At 59.3% G+C, this 23,663-nt stretch carries 26 protein-coding genes; 10 read left to right on the top strand and 16 right to left on the bottom strand.

What is annotated here, in order from left to right:
- Nucleotides 1-106: 106 nt before the first annotated feature.
- From RY113_RS00385 to RY113_RS00370, 4 genes are all read right to left on the bottom strand, one after another.
- Entirely contained in the window at nt 107-1,375 is a 1,269-nt protein-coding gene (locus RY113_RS00385) for a hypothetical protein (protein ID WP_315912898.1), read from the bottom strand.
- On the bottom strand, nt 1,368-2,021 hold the full coding sequence (locus RY113_RS00380; RefSeq protein ID WP_315912897.1) for a DNA-3-methyladenine glycosylase I: 654 nt from the start codon (nt 2,019-2,021) through the stop codon (nt 1,368-1,370). The genes RY113_RS00385 and RY113_RS00380 overlap by 8 nt, the downstream gene beginning before the upstream one ends.
- Complete coding sequence (locus tag RY113_RS00375) at nt 1,978-2,370, bottom strand: DivIVA domain-containing protein (RefSeq protein ID WP_315912896.1); 393 nt, start codon at nt 2,368-2,370, stop codon at nt 1,978-1,980. Before RY113_RS00375 ends, RY113_RS00380 begins: the two co-directional genes overlap by 44 nt.
- A 132-nt stretch (nt 2,371-2,502) precedes the next feature.
- On the bottom strand, nt 2,503-3,276 hold the full coding sequence (locus RY113_RS00370) for a TIGR00730 family Rossman fold protein (protein ID WP_110107218.1): 774 nt from the start codon (nt 3,274-3,276) through the stop codon (nt 2,503-2,505).
- A gap of 128 nt (nt 3,277-3,404) precedes the next feature.
- On the opposite strand from RY113_RS00370, the gene RY113_RS00365 reads away from it, so the two are divergent.
- The 4 genes from RY113_RS00365 to RY113_RS00350 all read left to right on the top strand — a co-directional run bounded on the left by RY113_RS00365 (nt 3,405) and on the right by RY113_RS00350 (nt 6,737).
- Complete coding sequence (locus RY113_RS00365; RefSeq protein ID WP_110107219.1) at nt 3,405-4,163, top strand: amino acid ABC transporter ATP-binding protein; 759 nt, start codon at nt 3,405-3,407, stop codon at nt 4,161-4,163.
- A gap of 60 nt (nt 4,164-4,223) precedes the next feature.
- Complete coding sequence (locus RY113_RS00360) at nt 4,224-5,153, top strand: glutamate ABC transporter substrate-binding protein (protein ID WP_396334181.1); 930 nt, start codon at nt 4,224-4,226, stop codon at nt 5,151-5,153.
- Nucleotides 5,154-5,247: 94 nt separating this feature from the next.
- Complete coding sequence (locus RY113_RS00355; RefSeq protein WP_315912895.1) at nt 5,248-5,898, top strand: amino acid ABC transporter permease; 651 nt, start codon at nt 5,248-5,250, stop codon at nt 5,896-5,898.
- Nucleotides 5,895-6,737 (top strand): amino acid ABC transporter permease, encoded by an 843-nt coding sequence (locus RY113_RS00350; protein WP_315912894.1) that lies wholly within the window; start codon nt 5,895-5,897, stop codon nt 6,735-6,737. Before RY113_RS00355 ends, RY113_RS00350 begins: the two co-directional genes overlap by 4 nt.
- Before the next feature lie 184 nt (nt 6,738-6,921).
- Here the strand turns inward: RY113_RS00350 and dapE are convergent, their stop codons facing one another.
- Nucleotides 6,922-8,040: a succinyl-diaminopimelate desuccinylase gene (gene dapE, locus RY113_RS00345; protein ID WP_110107222.1), complete on the bottom strand. Its 1,119-nt coding sequence runs from the start codon at nt 8,038-8,040 to the stop codon at nt 6,922-6,924.
- A 174-nt stretch (nt 8,041-8,214) separates the two neighbouring features.
- On the opposite strand from dapE, the gene RY113_RS00340 reads away from it, so the two are divergent.
- From RY113_RS00340 to dapD, 5 genes are all read left to right on the top strand, one after another.
- The gene (locus RY113_RS00340) at nt 8,215-8,901 is read left to right on the top strand and encodes a fasciclin domain-containing protein (protein WP_396334180.1); all 687 of its coding nucleotides are present in this window, start codon (nt 8,215-8,217) and stop codon (nt 8,899-8,901) included.
- A 79-nt stretch (nt 8,902-8,980) separates the two neighbouring features.
- On the top strand, nt 8,981-9,562 hold the full coding sequence (gene sigK, locus RY113_RS00335; RefSeq protein WP_315913323.1) for an ECF RNA polymerase sigma factor SigK: 582 nt from the start codon (nt 8,981-8,983) through the stop codon (nt 9,560-9,562).
- Nucleotides 9,559-10,398, top strand: a complete 840-nt coding sequence (locus RY113_RS00330) for an anti-sigma factor (protein ID WP_315912893.1) — start codon at nt 9,559-9,561, stop codon at nt 10,396-10,398. Before sigK ends, RY113_RS00330 begins: the two co-directional genes overlap by 4 nt.
- A gap of 126 nt (nt 10,399-10,524) precedes the next feature.
- Nucleotides 10,525-12,114, top strand: a complete 1,590-nt coding sequence (locus tag RY113_RS00325) for a molybdopterin-dependent oxidoreductase (RefSeq protein ID WP_315912892.1) — start codon at nt 10,525-10,527, stop codon at nt 12,112-12,114.
- A 37-nt stretch (nt 12,115-12,151) separates the two neighbouring features.
- Entirely contained in the window at nt 12,152-13,165 is a 1,014-nt protein-coding gene (dapD, locus tag RY113_RS00320; protein ID WP_110107225.1) for a 2,3,4,5-tetrahydropyridine-2,6-dicarboxylate N-succinyltransferase, read from the top strand.
- Between the two features lie 33 nt (nt 13,166-13,198).
- Here the strand turns inward: dapD and RY113_RS00315 are convergent, their stop codons facing one another.
- The 6 genes from RY113_RS00315 to fdxA all read right to left on the bottom strand — a co-directional run bounded on the left by RY113_RS00315 (nt 13,199) and on the right by fdxA (nt 17,965).
- The gene (locus tag RY113_RS00315; protein WP_110107286.1) at nt 13,199-13,810 is read right to left on the bottom strand and encodes a hypothetical protein; all 612 of its coding nucleotides are present in this window, start codon (nt 13,808-13,810) and stop codon (nt 13,199-13,201) included.
- A gap of 158 nt (nt 13,811-13,968) precedes the next feature.
- Nucleotides 13,969-14,592 (bottom strand): TetR family transcriptional regulator C-terminal domain-containing protein, encoded by a 624-nt coding sequence (locus RY113_RS00310; protein WP_315912891.1) that lies wholly within the window; start codon nt 14,590-14,592, stop codon nt 13,969-13,971.
- 56 nt (nt 14,593-14,648) lie between these two features.
- Nucleotides 14,649-14,834, bottom strand: a complete 186-nt coding sequence (locus RY113_RS00305) for a hypothetical protein (protein ID WP_110107227.1) — start codon at nt 14,832-14,834, stop codon at nt 14,649-14,651.
- A gap of 103 nt (nt 14,835-14,937) precedes the next feature.
- The gene (locus RY113_RS00300) at nt 14,938-16,221 is read right to left on the bottom strand and encodes a citrate synthase (protein WP_110107228.1); all 1,284 of its coding nucleotides are present in this window, start codon (nt 16,219-16,221) and stop codon (nt 14,938-14,940) included.
- Between the two features lie 216 nt (nt 16,222-16,437).
- Complete coding sequence (gene dapC, locus RY113_RS00295) at nt 16,438-17,577, bottom strand: succinyldiaminopimelate transaminase (RefSeq protein ID WP_315912890.1); 1,140 nt, start codon at nt 17,575-17,577, stop codon at nt 16,438-16,440.
- A gap of 64 nt (nt 17,578-17,641) precedes the next feature.
- Nucleotides 17,642-17,965: a ferredoxin gene (fdxA, locus tag RY113_RS00290; RefSeq protein ID WP_110107230.1), complete on the bottom strand. Its 324-nt coding sequence runs from the start codon at nt 17,963-17,965 to the stop codon at nt 17,642-17,644.
- Nucleotides 17,966-18,073: 108 nt separating this feature from the next.
- Between fdxA and RY113_RS00285 the strand changes: the two genes are divergently transcribed.
- Nucleotides 18,074-18,319 carry a hypothetical protein gene (locus tag RY113_RS00285; RefSeq protein WP_315912889.1) on the top strand — a complete coding sequence of 82 codons (246 nt, stop codon included), beginning with the start codon at nt 18,074-18,076 and terminating at the stop codon, nt 18,317-18,319.
- A gap of 48 nt (nt 18,320-18,367) precedes the next feature.
- Here the strand turns inward: RY113_RS00285 and RY113_RS00280 are convergent, their stop codons facing one another.
- From RY113_RS00280 to RY113_RS00260, 5 genes are all read right to left on the bottom strand, one after another.
- Nucleotides 18,368-18,784 carry a hypothetical protein gene (locus RY113_RS00280; RefSeq protein ID WP_315912888.1) on the bottom strand — a complete coding sequence of 139 codons (417 nt, stop codon included), beginning with the start codon at nt 18,782-18,784 and terminating at the stop codon, nt 18,368-18,370.
- Nucleotides 18,781-19,767, bottom strand: a complete 987-nt coding sequence (locus RY113_RS00275) for a PIG-L family deacetylase (protein ID WP_315912887.1) — start codon at nt 19,765-19,767, stop codon at nt 18,781-18,783. Before RY113_RS00275 ends, RY113_RS00280 begins: the two co-directional genes overlap by 4 nt.
- A gap of 125 nt (nt 19,768-19,892) precedes the next feature.
- Entirely contained in the window at nt 19,893-21,659 is a 1,767-nt protein-coding gene (locus tag RY113_RS00270; protein WP_110107289.1) for an ABC transporter ATP-binding protein, read from the bottom strand.
- Between the two features lie 20 nt (nt 21,660-21,679).
- Nucleotides 21,680-22,693, bottom strand: a complete 1,014-nt coding sequence (locus RY113_RS00265; RefSeq protein ID WP_315912886.1) for an ABC transporter permease — start codon at nt 22,691-22,693, stop codon at nt 21,680-21,682.
- Nucleotides 22,686-23,612, bottom strand: coding sequence for an ABC transporter permease (locus RY113_RS00260; RefSeq protein WP_110107233.1), 927 nt, complete (start codon nt 23,610-23,612; stop codon nt 22,686-22,688). Before RY113_RS00260 ends, RY113_RS00265 begins: the two co-directional genes overlap by 8 nt.
- Nucleotides 23,613-23,663 lie beyond the last annotated feature (51 nt).

The raw sequence follows: 23,663 nt of genomic DNA, 5'->3' as shown, positions 1-23,663 counted from the left end.
TCCCCTGCCAAGCGTCGATGTTGTATCGCTCACAAACTATTATTCCGTATTTCAGTACCCGGGTGCTAATCGTTGCCTCAGCCGGTGACAATCGTGACATTCTTCCTTAGGGCGGCCAGGCCGCTCCGGTGCTGATCGCGGAGAATTGCCACAGCCAAACAACCCACACAATTTCCAAGATGCTGAACATGACCAGCACACTCCACCGGTAGGCACGCGAGCTAGAAATGAATGCCGCAGCAAGGGCCAGCGGAAACAGCGGCAGCAGCATCCGGAACGTGCTCGACTGCGGGTGCAAGACAGCCATCAGATACAGCAGGTACATGCCACACCAAATCTGCAGCTCCAGGCCAATGCGGCGCACGGCACGCGAATTCAGGTAGAGGAAGGCAAGAATTACCAGCAACACCGGCAGCACCGGCCCCCAGAGCGGACCCACAAGGTCCACACCAGCGTCGAACCACGGCTTGAACAGAACCAGCGCCGAGCCGCGCCATGCCGTCTCCGTGTCGGTGTAGGCGGTGCGCTCCCCCGTCACCCACCACGCGGTGAGCATCCAGGCGAACGCCATGACTGCGCTAACCACCAAGAGCACTAACCCGCTGACCATCTCACTGCCAGGGAAAGGGCGATCTTTCCGATGCCACCAGCGCAGTCCCACATGGATAGCAACGACGGCGGCAAAGGGCACCCCTGCTGGTCGGGACAGACACAGCAGAATCACCAGGGGGATCGCCGCAACGTACTTTTTGTTGATGAGCAGGTGGAGGGCAGCCGCCAAGAAGAAGATGCCCAGGGACTCGGCATAAGGAACCTGCAGGATGGCAGAAACAGGGAAGGCGGCGAAGAAGGCCACACCCCACAGCGCTGTCCCGTGCAATGCGAAATTCCTAAACAGCAGGTACATCATCAATGCAGCAGCCAACCCTGCCACGGTGGCCACAATGGCCCCGGCGCCCGCCCATTCCAACCCCGTCACCGCACTCAAACCGCGAGCCAGCATGGGGAAGACTGGGTAGAACGCCCATTGGTTGGGCTGCGCCGTACCGTCGTCGTTGCGTGGAATGGTGGTGGGATAGCCGCCGTCGAAAATTCGCTCGTACCACCCGGCATCCCACCTGTTGATGAAGGTCAGGTAATCGGGTTGCCGGCCACCCCAAGGAGACGCCTCAGCGTGCCATGCGGCGCCCAGAAAAATTGCGTAAGCCAACACCCTGGTAGCGGCATAGATCAGCGTTACCTTGATCCACCAGGGAGCCCGCCTAAGCGGCGCCAAGAAGCGGCGGAGCAGGGCATACAGCTCATCATTGATTGCTGGACCCGGTGACGGTTTTACTGGCAGCGTTGGTGACGCCCCGGATGCCACCTCATTCATGGTCATGAATTGTAGCCCCGGCCGCCAGCCAGCAACCGGGCTGGTGGTCATTGACCACACCCACTGCCTGCATCATGGCGTAGGCCGTAGTTGGGCCCACAAATGAGAAGTCGAGCTTTTTCAGGGCCTTGGCCAGTTGCTGTGATTGTGGTGTTTGCGCTGGGATGGGCTCGTCTGCGGCTCTGCGGGTTTGAGGTGCATTCTGCGCCAAGAGTGAGGCGAGAGTGATGCCTTCGGGCAAAGCCAGCAATGCCTTGGCATTGGATATGGTGGCATTGATCTTGAGTCTGTTGCGCACAATGCCGGCGTCATTCATGAGCCGTTCAAAATCGGTTTCATCAAAACTCGCCACACTATGCGGGTCAAAGTTCGCAAATGCTTCCCTGAATGATTCGCGCTTACGCAAGATCGTCAACCAGCTAAGGCCCGATTGGAAAGCCTCAAGGCTCAATCGCTCAAAGAGTTCGCGTTCCACGGACGCTGGATCCCCGGAAACCGGACGCGCCCATTCGGTGTCATGATAGCGCTGATACTGTTCATCGCGCTCCATTCCGCCCCAAGCACAGCGGGCCCTGCCGTCGCTGCCAACCACTGCGTCCACCTCAGGAAGCGGACTCGGTGTGCGCAGGTGCCGGAGAACCAGCATGGGTACTGGCCACAGGCGCGTCCAGCTCCGCAGCAGCACCAGTGTCCGGTGTGCCGGCTACTAACTCTGCAATGCGCAGATCCTTCGCAGCCAGTTCGTCACGCAGCCTGTCCAGGACCTCGTCCACTTGATCCATGCGGTAACCGCGCAACCCTAGGGAGAACCGCAATTTATCAACATCAGCCGGAGCAGGCTCGCCGGGGAGCAGCACTGGTGGCAGGTTCGCTACCGGTGTTGCCAAGACGTCGTCATAAACGGCATTCTCAGTCTGGGGCTTCTTCAAGCCCACAAGGTAAAGTCCGGCAACAGCAGCCACAACCACGGCTAGAAAGATCAAGAAATAGGTCACTAGACCATGGTGCCAGATGCACAGCGGGAATTGAGCAACATGTCCAGACTCGAGTTTCCCCTCGCTGCGACGCGCTGGCGCGGGGTAAGAGAAGGATCCACGCCAGCATCAGCCCTGCAGCAAGGCTCCGTTTCAGCCCTTGGCGGCTACCCTAGTTCCGGCCTTACCTTCCATGACTCGCTGTACGGCTTCCTCAGCCGTGTCAACAAGCTGAACAATATCCAGGTCCCCGGCCGAGACCAGGCCCTGTTCCACCATGACGTCCCGGACCCAGTCCATGAGCGGGCTCCAGAAGGTTTTGCCCAGCAGCACTATGGGGAATTGACTGACCTTGCTGGTCTGCACAAGAACCATGGCTTCAAATAATTCATCGAGGGTACCAAGACCGCCAGGGAGCACAATGAAGCCCTGTGCGTACTTCACAAACATGGTTTTCCGGGCGAAGAAATAACGGAAATCAACGCCCAGTCCAACCCACTCGTTCATGCCTTGTTCAAAGGGAAGCTCTATCCCCAACCCAATGGATAATCCACCGGCCTCGCTTGCACCACGGTTCGCTGCCTCCATGGAACCGGGCCCGCCACCGGTGATGACTGCCACTCCGGCTTCAACCAAAAGCCTGCCCACGTCAACACCGGCGGCGTAGTAGGGCGAATCCGGCTTGGTGCGGGCCGAGCCAAACACGCTGATGGCGGGGCCAATCTCTGCCAGGGCGTCAAAACCCTGAACGAATTCACTTTGGATACGCATAACCCGCCAGGGGTCGGTGTGGGTGAAGTCGCTGCTGTGCGGGGTTTCCAACAGGCGCGCATCGGCGGTGTCGAGACCGGCGCCGTTCTTGCGCCAGATTCCAAATCGTCGCAGTTCGGAGCGGATGGGGCGGCTGGATCCTGTAGGTGCACTCATGCCCCCAAGGCTACTAGTCCCAGCGGAATGGGGTGTGAGCGTGGAGATATTATCTCGTTACCGTTACGATCAGTGCCGATGTGGGGGAATTCACGCCCCTGTCCCCAGAAAATAGATAGATTGAAGGCATGACAAATCCCGTACATGCTCCTGCGCTCGTGGAACTCAAGGATGTAAATAAGCATTACAGCACCCTCCACGTGCTGCAGAATATTAATCTGCAAGTAGCCAAGGGTGAGGTTCTCGTTGTTCTGGGGCCTTCTGGATCAGGCAAGTCCACGCTTTGCCGCACCATCAACAGGCTCGAAACCATTGACACCGGTTCCATCACCATTGATGGCAAGGAACTGCCCAAGGAAGGTAAGGCACTGGCCAACCTTCGCGCCGATGTGGGTATGGTGTTTCAGTCATTCAACCTCTTTGCCCACAAAACCATTCTGGAAAATGTGACGCTGGGACCCATCAAGGTCAAGGGCATGTCCAAGGCCGACGCCGAGAAGCTCGCCTTGAGCTTGCTCGAACGTGTCGGTGTGGGACATCAGTCAGCCAAGCTTCCCGCTCAGCTCTCCGGTGGACAGCAGCAGCGCGTTGCGATCGCCCGGGCTTTGGCGATGAAGCCCAAGGTCATGCTTTTTGATGAGCCCACCAGCGCACTCGATCCAGAGATGATCAATGAAGTTCTGGACGTCATGGTTGAACTGGCTAAAGAAGGAATGACCATGGTGGTTGTCACCCATGAGATGGGTTTTGCCCGCAAAGCGGCGGACAGGGTCATCTTCATGGCTGACGGGCAGATTGTGGAAGAAGCTAGCCCTGAGGAGTTCTTCACCAATCCGCAGACGGCCAGAGCCAAGGACTTCTTGTCCAAGATCCTCACTAACGGGTAACTAACCCTCACTATTTTTGGCTCGACGAGCCAGTTTGTTCCCGGCCAATATTGGCCGTTTATGAAAGGAAATCTCTTGAAAAAATTTCTCTCACGGAAGAGCCTCAGCGTAGCGGCCCTCCTCACCGCAGCAGCCCTGGCCATGACAGGCTGTGGCGGGGACACCAGCGGCGGTGGCAGCACTGACGGCGGCGGCAAAGACGCTGCTGGCCTGAGCTTTGACGTGGCTAAGGACGTTGCCCTGACCGGCAGCCCCACGTTCGATAAAATCAAGTCCTCAGGTGCCATCCGCATCGGTGTGAAGGAAGATCAGCCCGGCCTGGGCTTCCTCGATGCCGCCACCGGTGAACGCAGCGGTTTCGATATTGAGATTGCTCGTTGGATGGCAGCCTCACTCGGTGTCGCAGCCGACAAGATCGAATACAAGGCCATCCCCTCAGCCAACCGCGAGTCCGCACTGGCCAACGGCGACGTGGACCTCTACGTGGGCACGTACTCCATCACGGACAAGCGCAAGAAGCTTGTTGACTTCGCCGGACCGTACTTCGTTACGGGCCAGGGCCTGCTGGTGCAGAAGTCCAACGACACCATCAAGAGCGAGAAGGACCTGGCGGGCAAGAACGTTTGCTCCGCCACCGGCTCCACCCCGATCCAAAACATCAAGGAAAACTTCCCGGGGGTGAAGACCACCGAGTTCGACATCTACTCCAAGTGTGTAGATGCGCTCAAGGCCGGCACGGTTGATGCAGTCACTACCGACCAGGCCATCCTTTTGGGCTTCGCCTCGCAGGACCCCGACAACCTGAAGGTTGTGGGCGAGCCGTTCACCACGGAGAACTATGGCATCGGCCTGCCCCTGGGTGACACCGCACTGCGTACCTTCTTGAACACGACCCTGACGGATGGCAACGCCACCTGGACCAAGATCTTCGATGCAACTCTGGGCAAGTCGGGCACCAAGGTTGAACAGCCCAAGGTCGACCAGTACTAAAAACTCCTCGTTCACGGTTGCGGTGCCTTGGCTTTTGCCACGGCACCGCAGCCGGTTCGCCCTCCATCCAATTCACTGAAAGCGACGCTGCCCTGTGAATGTACTTATTGACAACAGCCAACTGTTCATCGACGGCTTCAAGACCACGGGTGTCTTGTTTGTCATTTCCGCATTTTTCGCCCTCATTCTGGGCACCATTGTGGCCGGCATGCGTGTTTCACCCGCCCCGGCCATGCGTGCAGCGGGAACTCTTTATGTCAACGCGGTCCGCAACACGCCGTTGACACTGATCTTGGCGTTCTTTGCCTTGGGCTATCCCCGGCTTGGGCTGCCCCATGTCGATTTCGTGACTGCAGCCATTATTGGCCTCTCGCTCTACACGGCCACCTATGTTTCCGAGGCCATCCGCTCAGGTATCAACACCGTCTCTGTGGGACAATCGGAAGCCGCCCGCGCCATTGGCTTGCCATTCATGAAGACCTTGACATTGATCGTGCTGCCGCAGGCGTTCCGCTCCGTGGTGCCGCCGCTGTTCAGCGTGTTCATTGCACTGTTGAAGAACACGACGGTTGCTGCCGGCTTCTCAGTTGCTGAGGCCGGTGCCATCCGCGCCACCCTGAGCGAACGCGGCGAGCCGCTGCTGCCCGGCCTGCTCTGGGTTGCCTTGATCTTTGTGTTGCTGGTGCTGGGCATCCTGACACCGCTGCAACGCTACCTTGAGAAGAAGTGGAAGGTGGCACGATGAGTTCCGTGCTTTTTGACGTTCCCGGCCCTAAGGCCCGCACACGCAACGTCTATCTGAATATCGCCACGCTCATTGTGGTGCTTGGCATCATTGCCTTCGTCTTGTTCAGGTTCTACCAATCGGGGCAGTTCACGGCCCAGAAGTGGGAAATCTTCACGTTCCCGCGTGTCCAGGAAATGTTCCTGACTGTCATCGGCGCCACGCTGAAAGCCTTCGCCGTTGGTGCTGTGGGCTCCCTAGTGCTGGGCATCATCCTCGCCTTCGGCCGGCTTGCCGAGAGCAAGTGGCTTAGCCTGCCGTGCTACTGGTTCACGGAAGTGTTCCGTGCCGTGCCGCTGCTGATCCTGATGATGATCATGTACTACGGCCTCCCCTCCGCCGGCGTCAAGGGCATCACACCCTTCATTGCCGTCGTGGTGGGCTTGATCCTGTACAACGGCTCGGTCCTGGCCGAGGTGTTCCGTGCCGGCATTGAGTCGCTGCCCAAGGGCCAGCGCGAGGCGGGGCTTGCCATTGGACTCTCCAATGGGCAGGTGCTGCGCACCATCCTGCTGCCCCAGGCCGTCCGTGCCATGCTGCCGGTCATCATCGCCCAGCTGGTGGTGATCATGAAGGACACCGCACTCGGTTTCCTGATCACCTACAACGAGATCCTCTACTATGCGAACTTCCTCGGTTCCCAGGGACAGTACGGTTCCCCCGTGGTCCCGGCGCTCATGGTAGCTGCAGTCATCTACGTGGGCTTGTGCCTGATCCTTTCGGGCGTGGCAAAGTTCGTGGAATTCAAGATGTCCTCCCGTGTGAAAGTTATCAAGGCCAAGGTCGGCATCGCCGGCTAGCTCGAACCAAACGCAAGTGCCGGTGCCGTTCTTTGTAAAGAACGGCACCGGCACTTTGCTTTGCCCTCCACCCCACCTTTTGCTTCACAGAGTAGCCGTCAATGCGGCGCATGATGGAAGTCCGCCCCAGCTAAGCGTCGCTATAAGGCCTATGACGGCATGTCCACCTCAATGACACGGGTATTCACGAGAGCCAGCGGGTAAGTGCGGCCAAACACTCGCGAATGGCCTCAGCGTGTACATGTTCGTTATCTGAGTGGGCCAGCAGCGCGTCACCGGGGCCAAAATTGACGGCCGGGATCCCCATCTCGCTCAGCCGGGCCACATCCGTCCACCCGTACTTGGGCAGAGGTTCCCGGCCCACCGCCGCCACAAACGAGGCCGCGGCCGGAGCATTTAGACCGGGCCGGGCCCCCGCGGAGGAGTCCGTGCACACCAGCTCAAAGCCGCCCAGCAGTTCACGCACGTGTGCCTGCGCCTGCGCTGGGGTCTTATCCGGGGCAAATCTGTAGTTGATCTCCACCACGCACCCATCAGGGATGACGTTCCCGGCTGTTCCGCCATGAATTTTCACGGCGTTCATGGATTCGCGGTAATCCAACCCGTCAACGTTAACCGTGGCCGGCTCATAAGCTGCCAGGCGTGCCAGAATGGGTGCCGCAGCGTGGATTGCGTTCTCCCCCATCCAGGCCCTGGCCGAATGGGCCGCAAGTCCGCGTGTGGTTGCCTCAAAGCGGATGGTGCCGTTGCAACCACCCTCCACGGTCCCGTTAGTAGGCTCGAGTAGTATGCCAAAATCCGCGTTCAACAGTTCACGGTTTTCTAGCACCAGCCGTCCCAAGCCACTCTTGGCAGCAGCAACTTCCTCATGGTCGTAGAAAATAAAGGTTAGATCCTTGCTGGGGGCGCTTAGCCTTGCGGCCAACGCCAACTGCACCGCCACTCCCCCCTTCATATCGGTGGCACCGCGCCCGTACAGCACCTCACCGTCCCACGAACTTGGCACGGTTCCACGTGAACCCGTCGCCGTGGGCAGCGGCACGGTATCTAAGTGCCCCGCTAAAATGATCCGTTCAGCCAAGCCCAATTCTGTGCGGGCAACAATGGCGTCACCGTTGCGTGTAATGCTCAGATGTGGGAGAAGACGCAACGCTGCTTCCACTGCATCAGCGAGCGTTTTCTCATGTCCGGAGACGCTTTCAATATTCATCAGGGCAGCTGTCAAGGCAGCCACGTCACCCTTCAAATCAAGGACTGTAGTGGTACTCGACGGGGTGGTTGCCTGACTTCGCGGGGTGCTCATGGGCCCAGTTTACCGGCGTCAAAGCAACAGAAAAATATTTCTCAACTTCTTTCCAATCCATGTTTGCCGCGGCTCCGAAGTACTTCCTGACAGACCGCAACGGAGCTAAGCAAAACGGCAACGGAACGGACAGCAAAACGGAATCCTTCCGCTTTCACACTACGGAGAATCATCATGAACAGCACCTTGAAGTTTGGAAACCGTAAGAGCCTGAGCATGGGTCTTGGCATCTTGGCAATCGCAGCAATGGGTTTGACCGCCTGCAGCGGATCCACCACAGCCACCCCGAGCTCAGAAGCTCCCATGGCCTCAGAAGCACCCATGGCCAGCGAGGCTCCCATGGCAACAACAGAAGCCATGGCCAGCGATCTGGTAGGCCCCGGCTGCGCCGCCTACGCCGCATCCGTTCCCACCGGTGCAGGCTCCGTTGCCGGCATGGCTGCTGACCCGGTTACCACTGCAGCTTCAAACAACCCGCTGCTGAAGACCCTCACGGCCGCTGTCTCCGGCAAGCTGAACCCGGACGTAAACCTGGTTAGCACGCTTGACTCCGGTGAGTTCACCGTCTTCGCACCCGTTGATGACGCCTTCGCCAAGATCCCGGCAGCAACCATTGACGGACTGAAGACCGATTCTGCGGCCCTGACGTCCATCTTGACCTACCACGTGGTTCCCGGCCAGCTGGCCCCCAGCAAGATCGACGGCGAGCACACCACAGCTGAAGGCAGCACCCTGAAAGTTACCGGCAGCGGAGATGACCTGATGGTCAACGGCGCCAAGGTCATCTGTGGCGGTGTCAAGACAGCCAACGCAACCGTTTACCTGATCGATACAGTCCTGATGCCCCCGGCTAAGAAGTAATAGGGCACATCACTGAATTTCTCAAACACGCGGAGAAGGGTACAGGGCTATGGCCACAGATCGTGACAAGGTAGAGGCAATGCGTATACCTTGGCTACGATCCGTGGACACTCTGGCACCGCCAACCCATGAGGACCTCATCCGCCTCGTCGCCCTAGGCGACGAGGCGGCCTTCGCCGAACTCTACGACGCCGTAGCACCCCGAGTTTTCGGTCTGGTGCGCCGTGTTGTGAGAGACCCAGCACAAAGCCAGGAAGTCACCCAAGAAGTCTTTATCGACATTTGGACCCAGGCTTCCCGGTATGACGCAGACCGCGGCAAGGCCATCTCTTGGATTCTCGTCATTGCGCACCGCAAGGCAGTGGATAAGGTCCGGGCTAGCCAAGCCAGCAGCGACCGGGACCTACGCCAAGGCATCAAGGAATTCCAAGAAAGCTATGACGACGTTGCTGACACCGTGGAAACACGGTTGGAAGCCGAACGTGTCAATAAAGCTCTGGAAACCTTGACAGCACCGCAACAGGAAGCAATCAGGTTGGCCTACTACGGTGGATACACACACCAAGAGGTAGCTGACTTTCTCAAAATCCCGGTAGGGACTGTTAAAACAAGGATTCGTGACGGCATGATCAGGCTTCGAGACAGATTGGGAGTGGCATGATGGAACAGCAACTGCACCTCCTGACAGGCTCTTATGCCCTCAATGCTCTGGACGAGGGTGAACGCCAAGACTTTGAGCGCTACGCCTTAACAGATTCTCAGACCCTGGAAGAAGTTCGCTCACTCAGCGCAACAGCTTCCCTTCTGGCCTATGGTACAGATGAAGAAACTCCTCCTCCCGCCTTGAAGGCGGATCTTATGGCGGCTATTCGCAATACCCGCCAGCTCCCGGCCACGTCAGTGGTCCGAGATATTAACTCTGCCAAGGGTTCTCATTCAGGAACGGGTGACCGGGATACACGGCACCCCGCAAAAACGGCCGACGCGCGGCGTACCCGCTGGGTTCCGACTCTGAGCGCCGCAGCAGCACTGCTTATTTTCGGTGGTGTTGGTGTGGGCGGCTGGGTTGCCGGCCAATCGAGTAATCAAGAAGCTATGGCAGCGAAAATTGTTGCCCTCCAAAAGCAGCAAGAGGCTTCCCAGGAGCAGCAGGACGCCATGTTGGCCATAGTGGGTTCCGCCGATGCCAAGATCGCCACCACCAGCTTGTCCGACGGCGGATCGGTAACGGTAGCTTCCTCGGTCAAGGCTAACAAAGCAGCCGTGATGGTCCAGAGCCTGCCCCCACTGCCCACAGATAAAGTTTATGAGATGTGGTTCATCTCGGCTGCAGGTGCAGTGCCTGCCGGGACCATGGTAAATGACACTCCCACAGTGCCGGCCATGGCGATCCTTCAGGGCCCTATGGGCGGTGCCACACATGTTGGCATCACCGTTGAGCCCACCGGAGGTTCCCCCACCCCGACCACCACACCGGTGGTAGTGCAGTCACTCTAACGGGTTTATTCTCTGAATAAATGCCGTCGCGGCAGCAATCCGACGGCGGCTTGGCTCCGAAGTACCACTAAGTACACCTACCGTCAGAGACTGCGGTAGCCAAGCAACCGTTTTAAGGAGCCTCTGATGGCTAAGCAGGGCAATTCCGCCAGAAAAACTGACTGGCAAGGCAGATTTTTCGCATCGTTAGCAGGTGTGGTTTCAGCAGGACTTCTCTTCGGAGTGGCAGAACTCTTCTCGGGATTCTTTGGGCCGGCAGCTTCCCCACTGACGTCCGTGGGAGCCACATTTATTGACTTCACTCCGGCCTGGATGAAGAACTTTGCCATTGCAACTTTTGGAACCAATGACAAATTGGTCCTCTTGATCTCCCTGGTCATCGGCGCAGTAATTTTGGCTGCTGTGGCAGGTTTGTTGGCCCGCAAGAACATCATGGCAGGCGCTTCTGCGGTGGTGGCTTTCGCCGTCGTCATGGGATTGTGCGTGATTTCACGAGCCGGCGCAGATATTTTGGATCTTATACCCTTGGTTCTGGGCACCGCAGCCGGACTCTGGGCACTGCGTTTGCTCATACGCGCTATTTCCACACGCCAGGGCACCTCTGCAGAGACTGAAGAAGAGGGCCAGAGTGATCTAAACACCGGAACCAGCAGGCGCGCATTCTTGGTCCGTTCCGCTGCACTGGCGGGTGTGGCCGTTGTAGTTGGCCTGGGTGGCAGGGCGCTGACCAGCGCACGCAACACCACCGTAGCTTTCCGCGAAGCCTTGAAGCTGCCCTCCGCGAAGAGCAAGGCGGCCGCTCTGCCCGCTGGCGTTCAGGCACCCGTAGAGGGAGTTACCCCCTTCGTCACTGCCAATAAGGATTTCTACCGTATCGACACTGCTTTGGTGCCGCCGGATGTTGACCCCACCAGCTGGTCATTGCGTGTGCACGGCATGGTTGAAAACGAATTCACCATGACCTTTGATGAGCTCCTGGCGCAAGATCTTGTGGAGTCATACGTTACTTTGACCTGTGTTTCCAATATTGTTGGTGGAAATTTGGCCGGAAATGCTAAGTGGCTTGGCTACCCGTTGCGGGAGGTCATGGCCCGTGCGAAGCCCAAGGATGGGGCTGACATGGTCTTGTCAACGAGCATTGACGGTTTCAGCGCCTCCACTCCCCTTCCCGCTTTGCAGGACGACCGTGAGGCTTTGCTGGCTGTGGGCATGAATGGTGAACCGCTGCCAGTGGACCACGGTTTCCCTGTCCGCATGGTGGTTCCGGGGTTGTATGGATTTGTCTCCGCAACCAAGTGGGTGGTTGACCTTGAAGTCACCACCTTCGAACAAATGTCAGGATATTGGACCTCCCGCGGCTGGTCCTCGCATGGGCCTATTAAGACCGCTTCCCGGGTGGAAGTTCCCCGTGCGTTGGCCCGTGTGCCGGCCGGAAAGGTCGCGATCGGCGGCAGCGCCTGGGCCCAGCAATCCGGCATCTCCAAGGTTGAAGTCCAAGTGGACAACAATGGCTGGCAGCTTGCAACATTGGCTGATGAAGCCTCAATAGACACCTGGCGCCAATGGTCTTACTACTGGGAAGGCGCTACATCCGGAACTCACAAGGTACAAGTACGTGCCTACAACGGCGCCGGCGAGATGCAAATTGAGAAGCAGGCACCGCCGGAGCCCGATGGTTCCACCGGCTGGCACTCCATCACGTTCACGGTTGAGTAGTAAAGTTCAGTGGCAAAGTTGCCGATAAACTAAGGCCATGACCGAATCAGCTGCCCTGCCCGACCGTTCCGCCCATGGCTTTGGCCTTGCCACGATCACTGATGCGGGGGCTGTGCTCGATGTATGGTTCCCAGACCCCGCGCTGGGCTTGGCCACCGAGGCGCTGGGCAGCACTCCCGAAGCGAGTCCGGAGCTGTGCGCCCTAGCCGAGCTGGGCACGGATCAGGACAGGGGCGTGCACCAGAGCGTGGTCTTCGTCCAAATCAACCTCGACGCCGAACCAGTCGATGCACCTGACGCCTACCTGCGCCTGCATCTGCTCTCACACAGGCTTATCACCCCGAACAGCATCAACCTGGACGGCATCTTCGGCAAACTCAACAATGTGGTGTGGACCAACTTTGGCCCGGCCGCCGTGGATGGTTTTGAAATGACCCGGGCCAGGCTTCGCCGGCGCGGTGCAGTCACCGTCTTCTCGGTGGACAAATTCCCCCGCATGGTGGATTACGTGATCCCAACAGGCGTGCGAATAGGAGACGCAGATAGGGTCCGTCTGGGCGCTTATCTGGCTGCGGGCACCACTGTGATGCATGAGGGCTTTGTGAATTTCAACGCCGGAACACTAGGCGCCTCCATGGTGGAAGGCCGCATCTCAGCCGGCGTTGTGGTGGGCAACGGCACAGATGTTGGTGGTGGTGCCTCCATCATGGGCACCCTCTCCGGTGGCGGAGTGCAACGGGTGGTTCTGGGCGAACGCGTTCTGCTCGGCGCCAATGCAGGTGTGGGCATCAGCATCGGGGATGACTCCGTGGTGGAGGCGGGTCTGTACGTTACCGCCGGAACCCGGGTTAGGGTCATGGGCACCAAGGATGCCAGTACCAAGAATGACAGCGGTAGTAATGACAAGGACACGTCCGTGATAGTCAAGGCCAGTGAACTCTCCGGTGTACCCAACCTGCTTTTCCGCCGCAACTCCAGCTCAGGCGGCGTGGAGGTACTTCCTCGCCACGGCACCACAGTGGCCCTGAATGAAAGCTTGCACCTGAACTAGCGTGGCGGGCTCCTGCCCCGAGCCGGAGCTTCCTCACACCAGCAGATTCACCACCGGTTGCACGTAGCTGCGGAAATTATCCGGATCGTCGAGCAGATGCGAGCTCATGATCAACCTGTTGGGTTCAATGAACCAGGCCCGCGGCTCAGCCAGCGGAACTTCCACAATGATCAAGGTGAAGTCTCTGGAGCTGCGTCCCAGTTCCATTTCCCTGTTCTGCACCAGATCTGCCAGGATCTTGTGCGCGCCCATGGTCTCGCGCTGAGCGGCCATGCTTGAATACACTTGAGCTTGTTCCCTGGACCAGCTTACGGCTGAGCCAAAGTGGGCATGGGCCACACGTTGCAGTGCGGGCATACCGGCAAGCTCCGGAAAATCCGGGGGGCTCAGGCTTGGTGCATGGTCAGGTATCGCCTGCAGCAGCTGGCTCCACCAATACTCCCATTGGCCCCGCAAAGCATCGTCACCGCCTACCCCGGAGATCAAGAGGGAATGGTCCGCTGACCGTACGGCCGGAGCCACTTGGGACAGTGAGGGTGTTCCCGCACCCAACAGGCCAGCCACATCACGGAAGTACAAGGCCATGAGCATGGGGGTGCAGGTATCCATGGTAATCCGCCACCCTGGGCCACCGGTGTGATGCATGGCAATCTCCTCCAACCGTTGCATGGGAGGTGCAACAATCCCATATTCAAGACTACTCGCTTGGCCACGCCATAGTTAGGGAAATTGCCCGGTCTGCAGACCCCAGACACACTCAACTAACTACATGGTGTCCCGCATACGGGCATTTGTGGCACATATTAGGAAACGAGCAAGGAGAGCAGGTGGCGGCGCAAGGTGCTCTGACCCTGTGCTGGTGGCGCCCATGCGGGTTGTAGAACCATCCGCAGGCTCAGCCCGTCCAACAATCCCATGAGACGTTCCGCCTCATCCACGGGAACCAGCCCCGGCACAGCCAAGGGGTTTTCCAGCAATTGCAGCACTACCCGTCCCACCACCGCGCCGGTGGCCCGGTAATCGTCCTGAGCCGCATCAAAGAGCAGGCTGTTGGTGCGGGCGTCAAGCAAAAATTCCATATGTACCACAGCGTCAGCACTGCTTGCGGCATCAAGAGGCAAAAGCTCTTCCAAAACGCCTGCACATTTCTCGAGCAAGTCCGCAGGCTCCGTGGGCAGTTCCGTTTCCTCCAGCTCCACCAACTTATCAAGGGCGCGCAGGTGAATTCGCTCGGAATTGACCCGAAAAGCAAACTCCATCAATTCCGCTTGGTTCTCAAAATAATGCCGCACGGACCCCAACGCCAAACCGGCCTCAGCCGCCACGTTACGTAGCGAGGCTTGTGCCATCCCCCGCTCCTGCATAACCCTGAAGACGGCATCTGCAACAAGTTCACGGCGGTCATCCGCATCTACAATTTTCGGCACTCTACTGTTTTAGCACAGATGTCTCACATATACGCAGTGCAAGGGAGCCGGGGCTGCTACTTGCCGGCTGCCCCGGCTTTCTTCTTGTCCCGGCGCAGCAACACCAACAGCACGATCATGATGATAAGCGAGCCAATAAACCAGGGCAGGAACACGCTCTTGCCAATCAGCACCATGACGCCCAGGACCACAACAACAATGGGGAAAGCCATGGAAAACGTGTGCAGCAACAGGGTAGACATTTTCATATTATTTGCTTTCGTCGCAGGTAATACATGAGAAAACGGTGGGAGGCCCTCCCCAAGGGAAAGCCTCCCACCGCAGCCATACTTAACTATTGTGGTTTCACCGCGAGGGGTACATGCGTTCCGGTTCGCCTGTGTACAACTGGCGTGGGCGGCCAATCTTCGTCTCCGGGTCCTTCATCATCTCGCGCCACTGGGCAATCCAGCCCGGCAGGCGCCCAATGGCGAACAGCACCGTGAACATCTTCTCGGGGAAGCCCATGGCCTTGTAGATCAGGCCGGTGTAGAAGTCCACGTTCGGGTAGAGCTTGCGGGAGACGAAGTATTCATCCGTCAGGGCAACCTCTTCTAGGCGCATGGCGATCTCGAGGAGCTCGTCATTGCCGCCGAGCTTCTCCAGGATTTCGTGGGCCGTGGCCTTGACGATCTTGGCGCGGGGATCGTAGTTCTTGTAGACGCGGTGTCCAAAGCCCATGAGCTTGACACCGTCTTCTTTGTTCTTGACGCGCTCAACGAACTTCTCAACGGGCTCGCCGCTCTCCTGGATCTGGCGGAGCATGTTCAGCACTGCCTCGTTGGCGCCGCCGTGCAGCGGGCCAAAGAGTGCGTTGATGCCTGCGGAGACCGAGGCAAACATGTTGGCGTTGGCGCTGCCCACCATGCGTACCGTGGAGGTGGAGCAGTTCTGTTCGTGATCTGCATGCAGGATCAGCAGCAGGTCCAGAGCCTTGACTACTACGGGGTCCATCTCGTAATGCTCTGTGGGAACACCGAAGCACAAGCGCAGGTAGTTCTCCACCAGGTTCATGGAGTTATCCGGATACAGCATGGGCTGGCCGATGGACTTCTTGTGCGCGTAGGCGGCGATGACGGGCATCTTGGCCATGAGGCGGATGGTAGCCATCTCAACCTGCTCGTCGTCGAACGGGTCCAACGAATCCTGGTAGAAGGTGGACAGTGCCGAGACGGCGGAAGAGAGCACCGGCATGGGGTGCGCGTCGCGCGGGAAGCCGTTGAAGAAACCCTTGAGGTCTTCGTTGAGCATGGTGTGGCGGCGGATGCGCTGATCGAACGCGTCCAGCTCTGCCGGGGTGGGCAGGTTGCCGTAAATGAGCAGGTAGGAAACTTCCAGAAAGCTGGAGTGCTCGGCAAGTTCTTCGATGGGGTAACCGCGGTACCGCAGAATGCCCTTGTCACCATCAATGAAGGTGATGGCCGAGGAGGTGGCGGCCGTGTTGACGAAGCCGGGATCGTAGGTGACGTTCCCGGTGGTCTTCAGGAGCTTGGAAACGTCATATCCGGCGTTACCTTCGACAGCTTCAAGGACCGGAAGATCAAGCTCTCCGCCGTCATAGCGCAGGGATGCGCTCGTGGAATCAGTCATGGAATCCCCTTCATGAGGTGGCCTTGAAAAAGGCATTCAATAGTTCTAAAAATTCTCCGTCCGCGATGCATTCTCGCACCGGACCGAAAAATCCCCAATAATTCTTGGCAACATAAGCGTGCGGTGGCCTGGACGGCTACCTATGAAACTACCGCTTTATGTGCCTTCAACACTAATCCAGAGCGCATTTTGTGTGGAATATACGCCAAAAGTGGGCTATTTCGCACTGAGCCGCGTCACGGCGGCCGCAATGCGCTCATCGCTTCCTGTCAGTGCTACCCGGATAAAACCGTGCCCGGCTTCGCCATAAAAAGTGCCCGGTCCGGCAACAATACCCAACTCGGCTAGGCGGCCGATGGTGCTCCAGGTGTCCTCCCCCGCCGTGCACCACAGGTACAGCCCGGCTTCGGAATGGTGGATGGTGAGCCCAAAGGCTTCCAGCGCACCCACCAAGGCCTCACGCCGCCGCCGGTAGAGCGCCTTCTGCAAGCGCACATGCTGCTCATCGGCAAGAGCCACACGCATGGCCTCTTGCACGGGCATTGGCACAATCATGCCTGCATGTTTGCGGCTGTTGACCAGATTGGCCATGATGGCACTGTCTCCAGCAACGAAAGCCGCGCGGTAGCCAGCAACATTTGATTGCTTGCTCAGCGAGTAAACGGCCAAGAGATTCTCATGCGATCCGCCGCAAACGCGCGTATCAAGCACACTGGGAACAGCTTCGCCGCCGTTTTCTTCGTCCCAAGGCCCCCATCCCAGCTCGCCATAGCATTCATCTGAAGCTACGACGGCGCCAACCTCACGTGCCGCTGCCACCAACGCCGCGAGTTCGGCAACGCCACGGACAATTCCCGTGGGATTACCCGGGGAGTTGACCCAGACCAAACGCACCCTGGCGAGGGTCTCGGCGTCGAGCTCGTCAAGGGAGTCCGCAGCAACACTCGTGGCCCCGGCAAAAACAGCGCCCATGTCATAGGTGGGGTAGGCGACTGTGGGCCGCACCACCACATCTCCGGCACCCAAGCCCAGCAACAACGGCAGCCAGGCCACCATCTCCTTGGACCCCACGGTGGGCATAACATCCTCCGGGGAAAGCCCGGGAACGTTCCGACGCCGCGCAAACCACTCCACAATGGCTTCGCGCAGAGCCGGGGTGCCATGCGTTGTGGGGTAACCCGGGGCATCTGCGGCAGCCGCGAGGGCTTGCTGAATCAGTGCCGGGGTGGGATCCACCGGGGTCCCAATAGACAAGTTGACGAGCCCGTCGGGGTGCTTGGCGGCCGTCTGAAGGTAGGGGGCAAGCGCATCCCACGGGTAGTCGGCAAGCTGGAGGCCAAAGGGCTTGTGATTCACGGTGTCCTTGCTGTTCACAGGTTGTGGTTCGCGCTCAGAGGGGAGCTGTTAGGCGTCTAAGCGACTAATCCTGGTTTTGCGGCGGAAGAGCCGCGATGATGGGGTGATCGGTGTGCGTGTTACCGATCTTTGCCGCACCGCCCGGGGACCCCAGAACATCAAAGAATTCAACGTTGGCCTTGTAGTATTCGGCCCACTCATCAGGGGTGTCATCCTCGTAGTAAATAGCCTCTACGGGGCACACCGGTTCACAGGCGCCACAGTCAACACACTCGTCGGGGTGGATATAGAGCGAGCGTTCACCTTCGTAGATGCAGTCAACCGGGCACTCCTCAACACATGCCTTGTCTTTGACATCAACGCACGGCTGCGCAATTACGTATGTCACGGCCCCAACCTTCCTCACAAGTCCTAATCCGGCACAAATCGCCACCGGCACTCCCATTATCCCCTACCGCTGCCGCCCTCGCATCTTAGCGAGACCTAGTATGAAGAGGTGAACACTGCACTTGAGAGACTCGCCCAGCTTCCTTTGGGCACCCGCATAGTGGTTCGTTACCGGATTGAGGGCGGATTGACCGACGCCTTGGGCGAGCTGAGCTCCCGTGATGGCCTCAGCGCCACCCTTCTGACCCGTTCCGGTTCCGTCACCATCATGTACCACGACGTCCAGCTCGCCAAGGAGGTTCCCCCACCCCCGCCGCGCCGCAGCAGGCGTCTGCCAACGCCGCCCACCGGCTGAAAGCTCCGGCCCTTTTGCGATCCCACCGCCCTTGCGATCCTGCCGCCGTTATTTGCGTTGCGAACGTAAAACGGCCCACGCGAGCCATGCCGCCACCGGTGTCATGATCGCAATCCCGTAGATCCACACGCTACCTTGTACATTGCCCGTGATAATTCCCACTGAGCCCAATTGCAGCGATAAGGCTCCAGCCGTGATGTAAGCGCCCGCACCACAGAGCACGGACACCCAAGCGTTCTCACTCCAAAGTCCCACATAGAGGGCCACAGCCACCAGTAGCAGCAGTGCCAGGGCTGCCCCGTAGGGGAATACTGTTGGCCCCGTTCCCACGTACCACGCGTGGCTGTGCAGCGAGGTGCCCAGCAATCCGCTGCCCACCCCAGCGCCAAGAGCGGCGGTAATGAGGGCCCAACGCTTAGGCGGGCGCGGATACTGCGGGGCTTCTAGTCCACCGGGCTCGCTCATGGGGCACCGTAAATCTGTGTCTGATCCACGGCCACGAACTCCTCTATAGCGAAGATGTTGCGCCACACGTTATCGGAGAGTGCAAAAAGCTCTCCCGCTACTGTGATCTGGGTGCGGTGAGCTTTCATGGCCGCCGTCTTGGCGCCAAGATCCCCTGCCACTGCGATTCGCGGCACCCCTGCCGCAAGGGGACGTTCGGGCCGGTCGCTGACAATGGCGTACACGGCGGGTACCGTCCAGCCCGCTAACTCATCCTGCCCGGCAGATCCTTCACCAGAAGAGGCGGGTGAGGCGGCTTCGCGAAGGGCTGCCATGGTGAGCTGGTGGGTCCGGACGTGATCGGGGTGGCCATAGCCGCCATCGGCGGCATAGCTGACAACCACGTCGGGGCGCAGGGAACGGATCGCAGCGGCCAGCAAGGGCGCAACCTGCTCCAACGGCTCCCGGGAGAAGGAACCGGACAGCACTATGGGAGCTGCCATGGCACGGCCATCAGCACCCCACGCCATGCCGGAGTCACGGAACACAACAGGGCCCGTGGCGGGCGCGGTGAGCCCTTGGCCCAGCCACATGTGTTCGTGGACTCCCAAAGCCGAAAGCGCGGCAGCCAACTCGCGTTCACGTTCTTGGGCCAGCCCGGCACCGGGCGCTGTGTCCCCCTCGAGGGCCGCTACGTCGTGGTCCTCCCCCTGGCCGCGGGCGTCTAGAGCCTGCTCTTCGAAAGCGTGCGTGCCCAGCGAAAACTCACTCTGGTCTACTTCCAAATGGGCCAGCTCAGCAGGAATGACCTCCCCCAGCTCACCGCGCGTACACGTCACCAGCACCACGCGGGCCCCGGCAGCTGAACAGGCCGCCATGGTGGCCCCGGTGACGATGGTTTCGTCGTCAGGGTGGGCGTGGATGAACATGATGGTTGAACCCTGGCCCACCCCCGGAAGCAGGGACAGGGGTGCGGAGGCCGGCATGCCGGTGGTGAAAGCCATACCTCTAATCTACCGGCCCAGGCAGCCACCTTCCTGCGCCGGGGTAGGCAAAAGGCCGGCACCCCCGCAATACTTGCCCGGGTGTGCCGGCCTTTGCCGTGCTCATGCTGTAACTGCGTTGTGCGCTAGATCAGGAGTTGTGCTCCGGGAATGGCGCTGAGCAGGTCCTGCGTGTACTGCTGCTGCGGATTGTTGAAGACCTCATCAGTGGTGGCCTGCTCAACGAGCCGCCCGTGCTGCATGACGGAGACGTCGTCGGCGATCTGGCGGACCACGGCGAGGTCGTGCGTGATGAACAGGTATGTCAGGCCCAGCTCCTCCTGCAGCTCGTTGAGCAAGTTCAGCACCTGCGCCTGAACCAACACATCTAGCGCTGAGACGGCCTCATCACAGATGATGACGTCCGGGTTTAACGCCAGAGCCCGCGCAATCGCTATGCGCTGGCGTTGACCGCCGGAGAGCTCATTGGGGAAGCGCTGCATGGTGGAGGAGGGCATGGATACTTGATCCAGTAACTCGCGCACCTTCTTCTCCCGCGACTTGGCGTTCCCAATTTTGTGGATCTTCAACGGCTCCTCAATAGTGCGGTAGATGTTGAACATCGGATCCAGAGAACCGTACGGGTCCTGAAAGATGGGCTGCACCCGGCGGCGGAAGTCAAAGAGCGCCTTCCCTTTCAGCGTGTTCACCTCCACCCCGTCGAACAGGATGCTTCCCTCAGTGGGCGCCAACAGGCTCAGCGCCATCTGCGCCACCGTAGACTTGCCCGAGCCAGACTCGCCCACAATCGCCATAGTGGTGCCGCGCTTGACGCTGAAGGAAACGTTATCCACGGCCTTGAAGTCCGTAGATTTACCCAGCGAGCCGCGGAGCTTGAAGACCTTGGTTAGATTCTTGATTTCCAAGATGGTCTCCCCCCGGCCCGCAGGTTTCTTGTGGCTGCTGAGCTCGCCTTCGTGAGCTACCGCTTCCATCTTCCTGACATCGGCGGGTTCGCGCACTTCCACGGTGGTTGCTGCCGCGGCTGCGGCCAGCGCCTCCCGCGCCTTCCCAGACTGCAGCCGTTTGGATGCCAGTGAGGGCGCCGAGTTCACCAAGCGCTGCGTGTACGGGTGACGCGGGTTGCGCAGGATCTCCAGTGCGGGCCCCGATTCCACCACCTGGCCTTTGTACATCACCACGAGCTTCTCGGCACGTTCCGCCGCCAAACCGAGATCATGGGTGATCAGCAGCACGGCGGTGTTCAACTCTGTAGTCATGCGGTCAAGATGGTCCAGGATCTGGCCCTGCACCGTCACATCCAACGCCGAAGTGGGTTCATCGGCAATGAGCAGGCGTGGACGGCAGGCCAAGCCAATGGCAATCAATGCGCGCTGGCGCATACCTCCGGAGAACTCATGGGGGTACTGCTTGGCGCGGACCGCCGCATCGGGAAGTCCGGCTTCGGCGAGTACCTCCGCCACGCGTTCCTTGGAATTGGAGCCAGCCAAACCGTTGGCCTTGAGCGTCTCCTTGACTTGGAACCCAATTTTCCAGACCGGGTTCAAGTTGGACATTGGGTCCTGAGGAACCATGCCGATCGAGTTGCCTCGCAGTTCAATGATCCGCTTCTCGCTGGCGTGGGTAATGTCCTCACCGTCAAAGATGATCTGGCCTCCACTTACCCGCCCGTTGGAAGGGAGCAGACCAATAGCAGCCAGGGCCGTGGTGGATTTGCCCGAACCGGACTCCCCCACGATTGCCACTGTTTCTCCGGGCATGACCGTCAGATGAGCATTGCGCACAGCATGGACTTCCCCACCCTGCGTGTCAAAGGTGATGGCTAGGTCCCTGATTTCCAGCAGCGGGACATCATCAATGCCCGGCGCTGCTGGACGGGGGGACTTGTTCATGTTGGAACCGGACAAGCCGATCACCTCTTCCTAGCTTTGGGATCCAGGGCGTCGCGCAAGGCGTCACCAAGCATGATGAAACTCAGCACGGTCACGGACAGTGCCGCGGCGGGCCAGAGCAGCACCGCAGGGTTGTTGCGCACTTGCGGCTGGGCATCTGAAATATCGTTGCCCCACGACATGACACCAGGGGGAAGTCCCAGACCTAGGAAGGACAAGGTCGCCTCAGCAACAATGAAGGTGCCTAGGGAGATGCTGGCCACCACAATGATGGGGGCCAAGGAGTTGGGCAGTACATGCTTCACCAGCGCACCGAAGGGCGAAAGCCCCAAGGCCTTGGACGCCGTGACATAATCCGAGCTTCGGTTTTCAATCACTGCTCCGCGCGTGATCCGTGCAATTTGGGGCCAGCCGAAGGTCACTAGTGCTATCACAACCGTCCAGACGCTCTTGTTGTCCCGGAAGAGGGGCAACTGGTTGATGATGATGGCACCGAGGATCAAGGGCAAGGCAAAGAAGACATCCGTCAGTCGAGCCAGGATGTTATCTAGCCAGCCGCCGTAGTAGCCAGCGAGGGCACCCATGATCCCACCAATGATCAGCACGCCGATGGTGGTGAAGATACCCACCGTCAGTGATGCCCGGGTGCCGTGGATCATGCGGGCATAAACGTCGCACCCCTGAAGGGTGGAGCCCAGCGGGTGCCCGGGGCGCGGGCCTTCTGCCGAATCGTTCAGTGTGCAGCTCGTGGGGCTCACGCTTGCGAACCACTGAGGGAAGATGGCCACCACAACAACCAGCACAATCAGCAGCGCAGAGATGATGAACAGCGGTTGCTTGCGCAAGTTGCGCCAGGCCTCCGCCCACAAGCTGAGGGGGGCACCGCCTTCCTCTACCTTGTCCACTGCGGCCAGCGGTGTTTCCTCCAGCGGTGCAACGTAATGCTCGATCACGCGTGTGGAGGTTTTGCCCAGACGCAGGGACTTCGAGCCCAGATTACTCGGTTCGTTCTTATTGCTCAGGTTCTCAGACATAGCGAATCCTCGGGTCTAGCACGGCGTACAAAAGGTCCACAACGAGGTTGGCTACCACAAACACAACTACCAGGATGCTTACTACGGCAACCACCGTGGCACTTTCACCCGTCAGGATTGCCTTGTAGAGCAGGTTGCCAATGCCCGGGACGTTAAAAATGCCCTCCGTAACAATGGCGCCGCCCATGAGGGCGCCGAGGTCAGCACCTAGGAAGGTGATAACGGGGATGAGGGAGTTACGCAGAATGTGGACCACCACCACGCGCCGGCGGCTCAGGCCCTTGGCGGTGGCTGTACGGACATAGTCAGCGTTCATATTCTCGCTGATGGATGCCCTGGTCAGCCTAATCACGTACGCCAAGGATACGAGCCCCAGAACCACGGCAGGCAGAATCAGTTCATTCCAAGGCGCCGATCCGCTGACCGTGGGCTTAGCCCAGCCGAGCTGTACACCCACCACGAGCTGAAGCACGAAGCCCAGGACGAAGGTGGGGATGGCGATGACCACGAGGGATGCCACCAAAACAGTGCTGTCAAACAGCTTGCCCTTGCGCAGGCCCGCGATAACGCCAAAGAGTACGCCGAACACGGTTTCGAAGGCCAGCGCCATGATGGCGAGCCGCGCGGTGACGGGGTAGGCGCGGGCAATGACAGCAGAAACTTCCTGGCCGGAGAAGGTCTGGCCAAGATTGAGCGTCACAAGGTTTTTAAGATAGAGCCCATACTGCACCCAGAAGGGCTGGTCGAGGTTGTACTGCGCACGCAGGGCTGCCTCCACCGCTGGGGCCATAGGCTTGCCGCCGGACAGGGCTGCGATGGGGTCACCAGGTGTAGCAAAAACAAGAAAATAAACCAGGAGGGTTGCCCCGAAGAACACGGGGATCAACTGCAAGAAGCGGCGGAGCGTAAACATCAACATGGGTGTTTCACCCCAGTCTGCGGTCGGAAGAACAATTCAGTCATCAAATTA

The sequence above is a fragment of the Arthrobacter sp. lap29 genome (genome assembly GCF_032458965.1).
GTDB classification, from domain to species: domain Bacteria; phylum Actinomycetota; class Actinomycetes; order Actinomycetales; family Micrococcaceae; genus Specibacter; species Specibacter psychrochitiniphilus.
The sequence above is the reverse complement of the archived record's forward strand: the minus strand, read 5'-3'. Positions and strand labels throughout refer to the sequence as shown.

Coding starts and splice junctions, on each gene's coding strand:
- RY113_RS00325 (WP_315912892.1), top strand. CDS start 10,525: ATGGCTAAGCAGGGCAATTCCGCCAGAAAAACTGACTGGCAAGGCAGA.
- dapD (WP_110107225.1), top strand. CDS start 12,152: ATGACCGAATCAGCTGCCCTGCCCGACCGTTCCGCCCATGGCTTTGGC.
- RY113_RS00350 (WP_315912894.1), top strand. CDS start 5,895: ATGAGTTCCGTGCTTTTTGACGTTCCCGGCCCTAAGGCCCGCACACGC.
- dapE (WP_110107222.1), bottom strand. CDS start 8,040: ATGAGCACCCCGCGAAGTCAGGCAACCACCCCGTCGAGTACCACTACA.
- RY113_RS00370 (WP_110107218.1), bottom strand. CDS start 3,276: ATGAGTGCACCTACAGGATCCAGCCGCCCCATCCGCTCCGAACTGCGA.
- RY113_RS00275 (WP_315912887.1), bottom strand. CDS start 19,767: ATGGCTTTCACCACCGGCATGCCGGCCTCCGCACCCCTGTCCCTGCTT.
- RY113_RS00380 (WP_315912897.1), bottom strand. CDS start 2,021: ATGCTGGTTCTCCGGCACCTGCGCACACCGAGTCCGCTTCCTGAGGTG.
- RY113_RS00360 (WP_396334181.1), top strand. CDS start 4,224: ATGAAAGGAAATCTCTTGAAAAAATTTCTCTCACGGAAGAGCCTCAGC.
- RY113_RS00265 (WP_315912886.1), bottom strand. CDS start 22,693: ATGTCTGAGAACCTGAGCAATAAGAACGAACCGAGTAATCTGGGCTCG.
- RY113_RS00300 (WP_110107228.1), bottom strand. CDS start 16,221: ATGACTGATTCCACGAGCGCATCCCTGCGCTATGACGGCGGAGAGCTT.
- RY113_RS00315 (WP_110107286.1), bottom strand. CDS start 13,810: ATGCATCACACCGGTGGCCCAGGGTGGCGGATTACCATGGATACCTGC.
- RY113_RS00330 (WP_315912893.1), top strand. CDS start 9,559: ATGATGGAACAGCAACTGCACCTCCTGACAGGCTCTTATGCCCTCAAT.
- RY113_RS00260 (WP_110107233.1), bottom strand. CDS start 23,612: ATGTTGATGTTTACGCTCCGCCGCTTCTTGCAGTTGATCCCCGTGTTC.
- RY113_RS00280 (WP_315912888.1), bottom strand. CDS start 18,784: ATGAGCGAGCCCGGTGGACTAGAAGCCCCGCAGTATCCGCGCCCGCCT.
- RY113_RS00305 (WP_110107227.1), bottom strand. CDS start 14,834: ATGTCTACCCTGTTGCTGCACACGTTTTCCATGGCTTTCCCCATTGTT.
- sigK (WP_315913323.1), top strand. CDS start 8,981: ATGCGTATACCTTGGCTACGATCCGTGGACACTCTGGCACCGCCAACC.
- RY113_RS00270 (WP_110107289.1), bottom strand. CDS start 21,659: ATGAACAAGTCCCCCCGTCCAGCAGCGCCGGGCATTGATGATGTCCCG.
- RY113_RS00365 (WP_110107219.1), top strand. CDS start 3,405: ATGACAAATCCCGTACATGCTCCTGCGCTCGTGGAACTCAAGGATGTA.
- RY113_RS00340 (WP_396334180.1), top strand. CDS start 8,215: ATGAACAGCACCTTGAAGTTTGGAAACCGTAAGAGCCTGAGCATGGGT.
- RY113_RS00385 (WP_315912898.1), bottom strand. CDS start 1,375: ATGAATGAGGTGGCATCCGGGGCGTCACCAACGCTGCCAGTAAAACCG.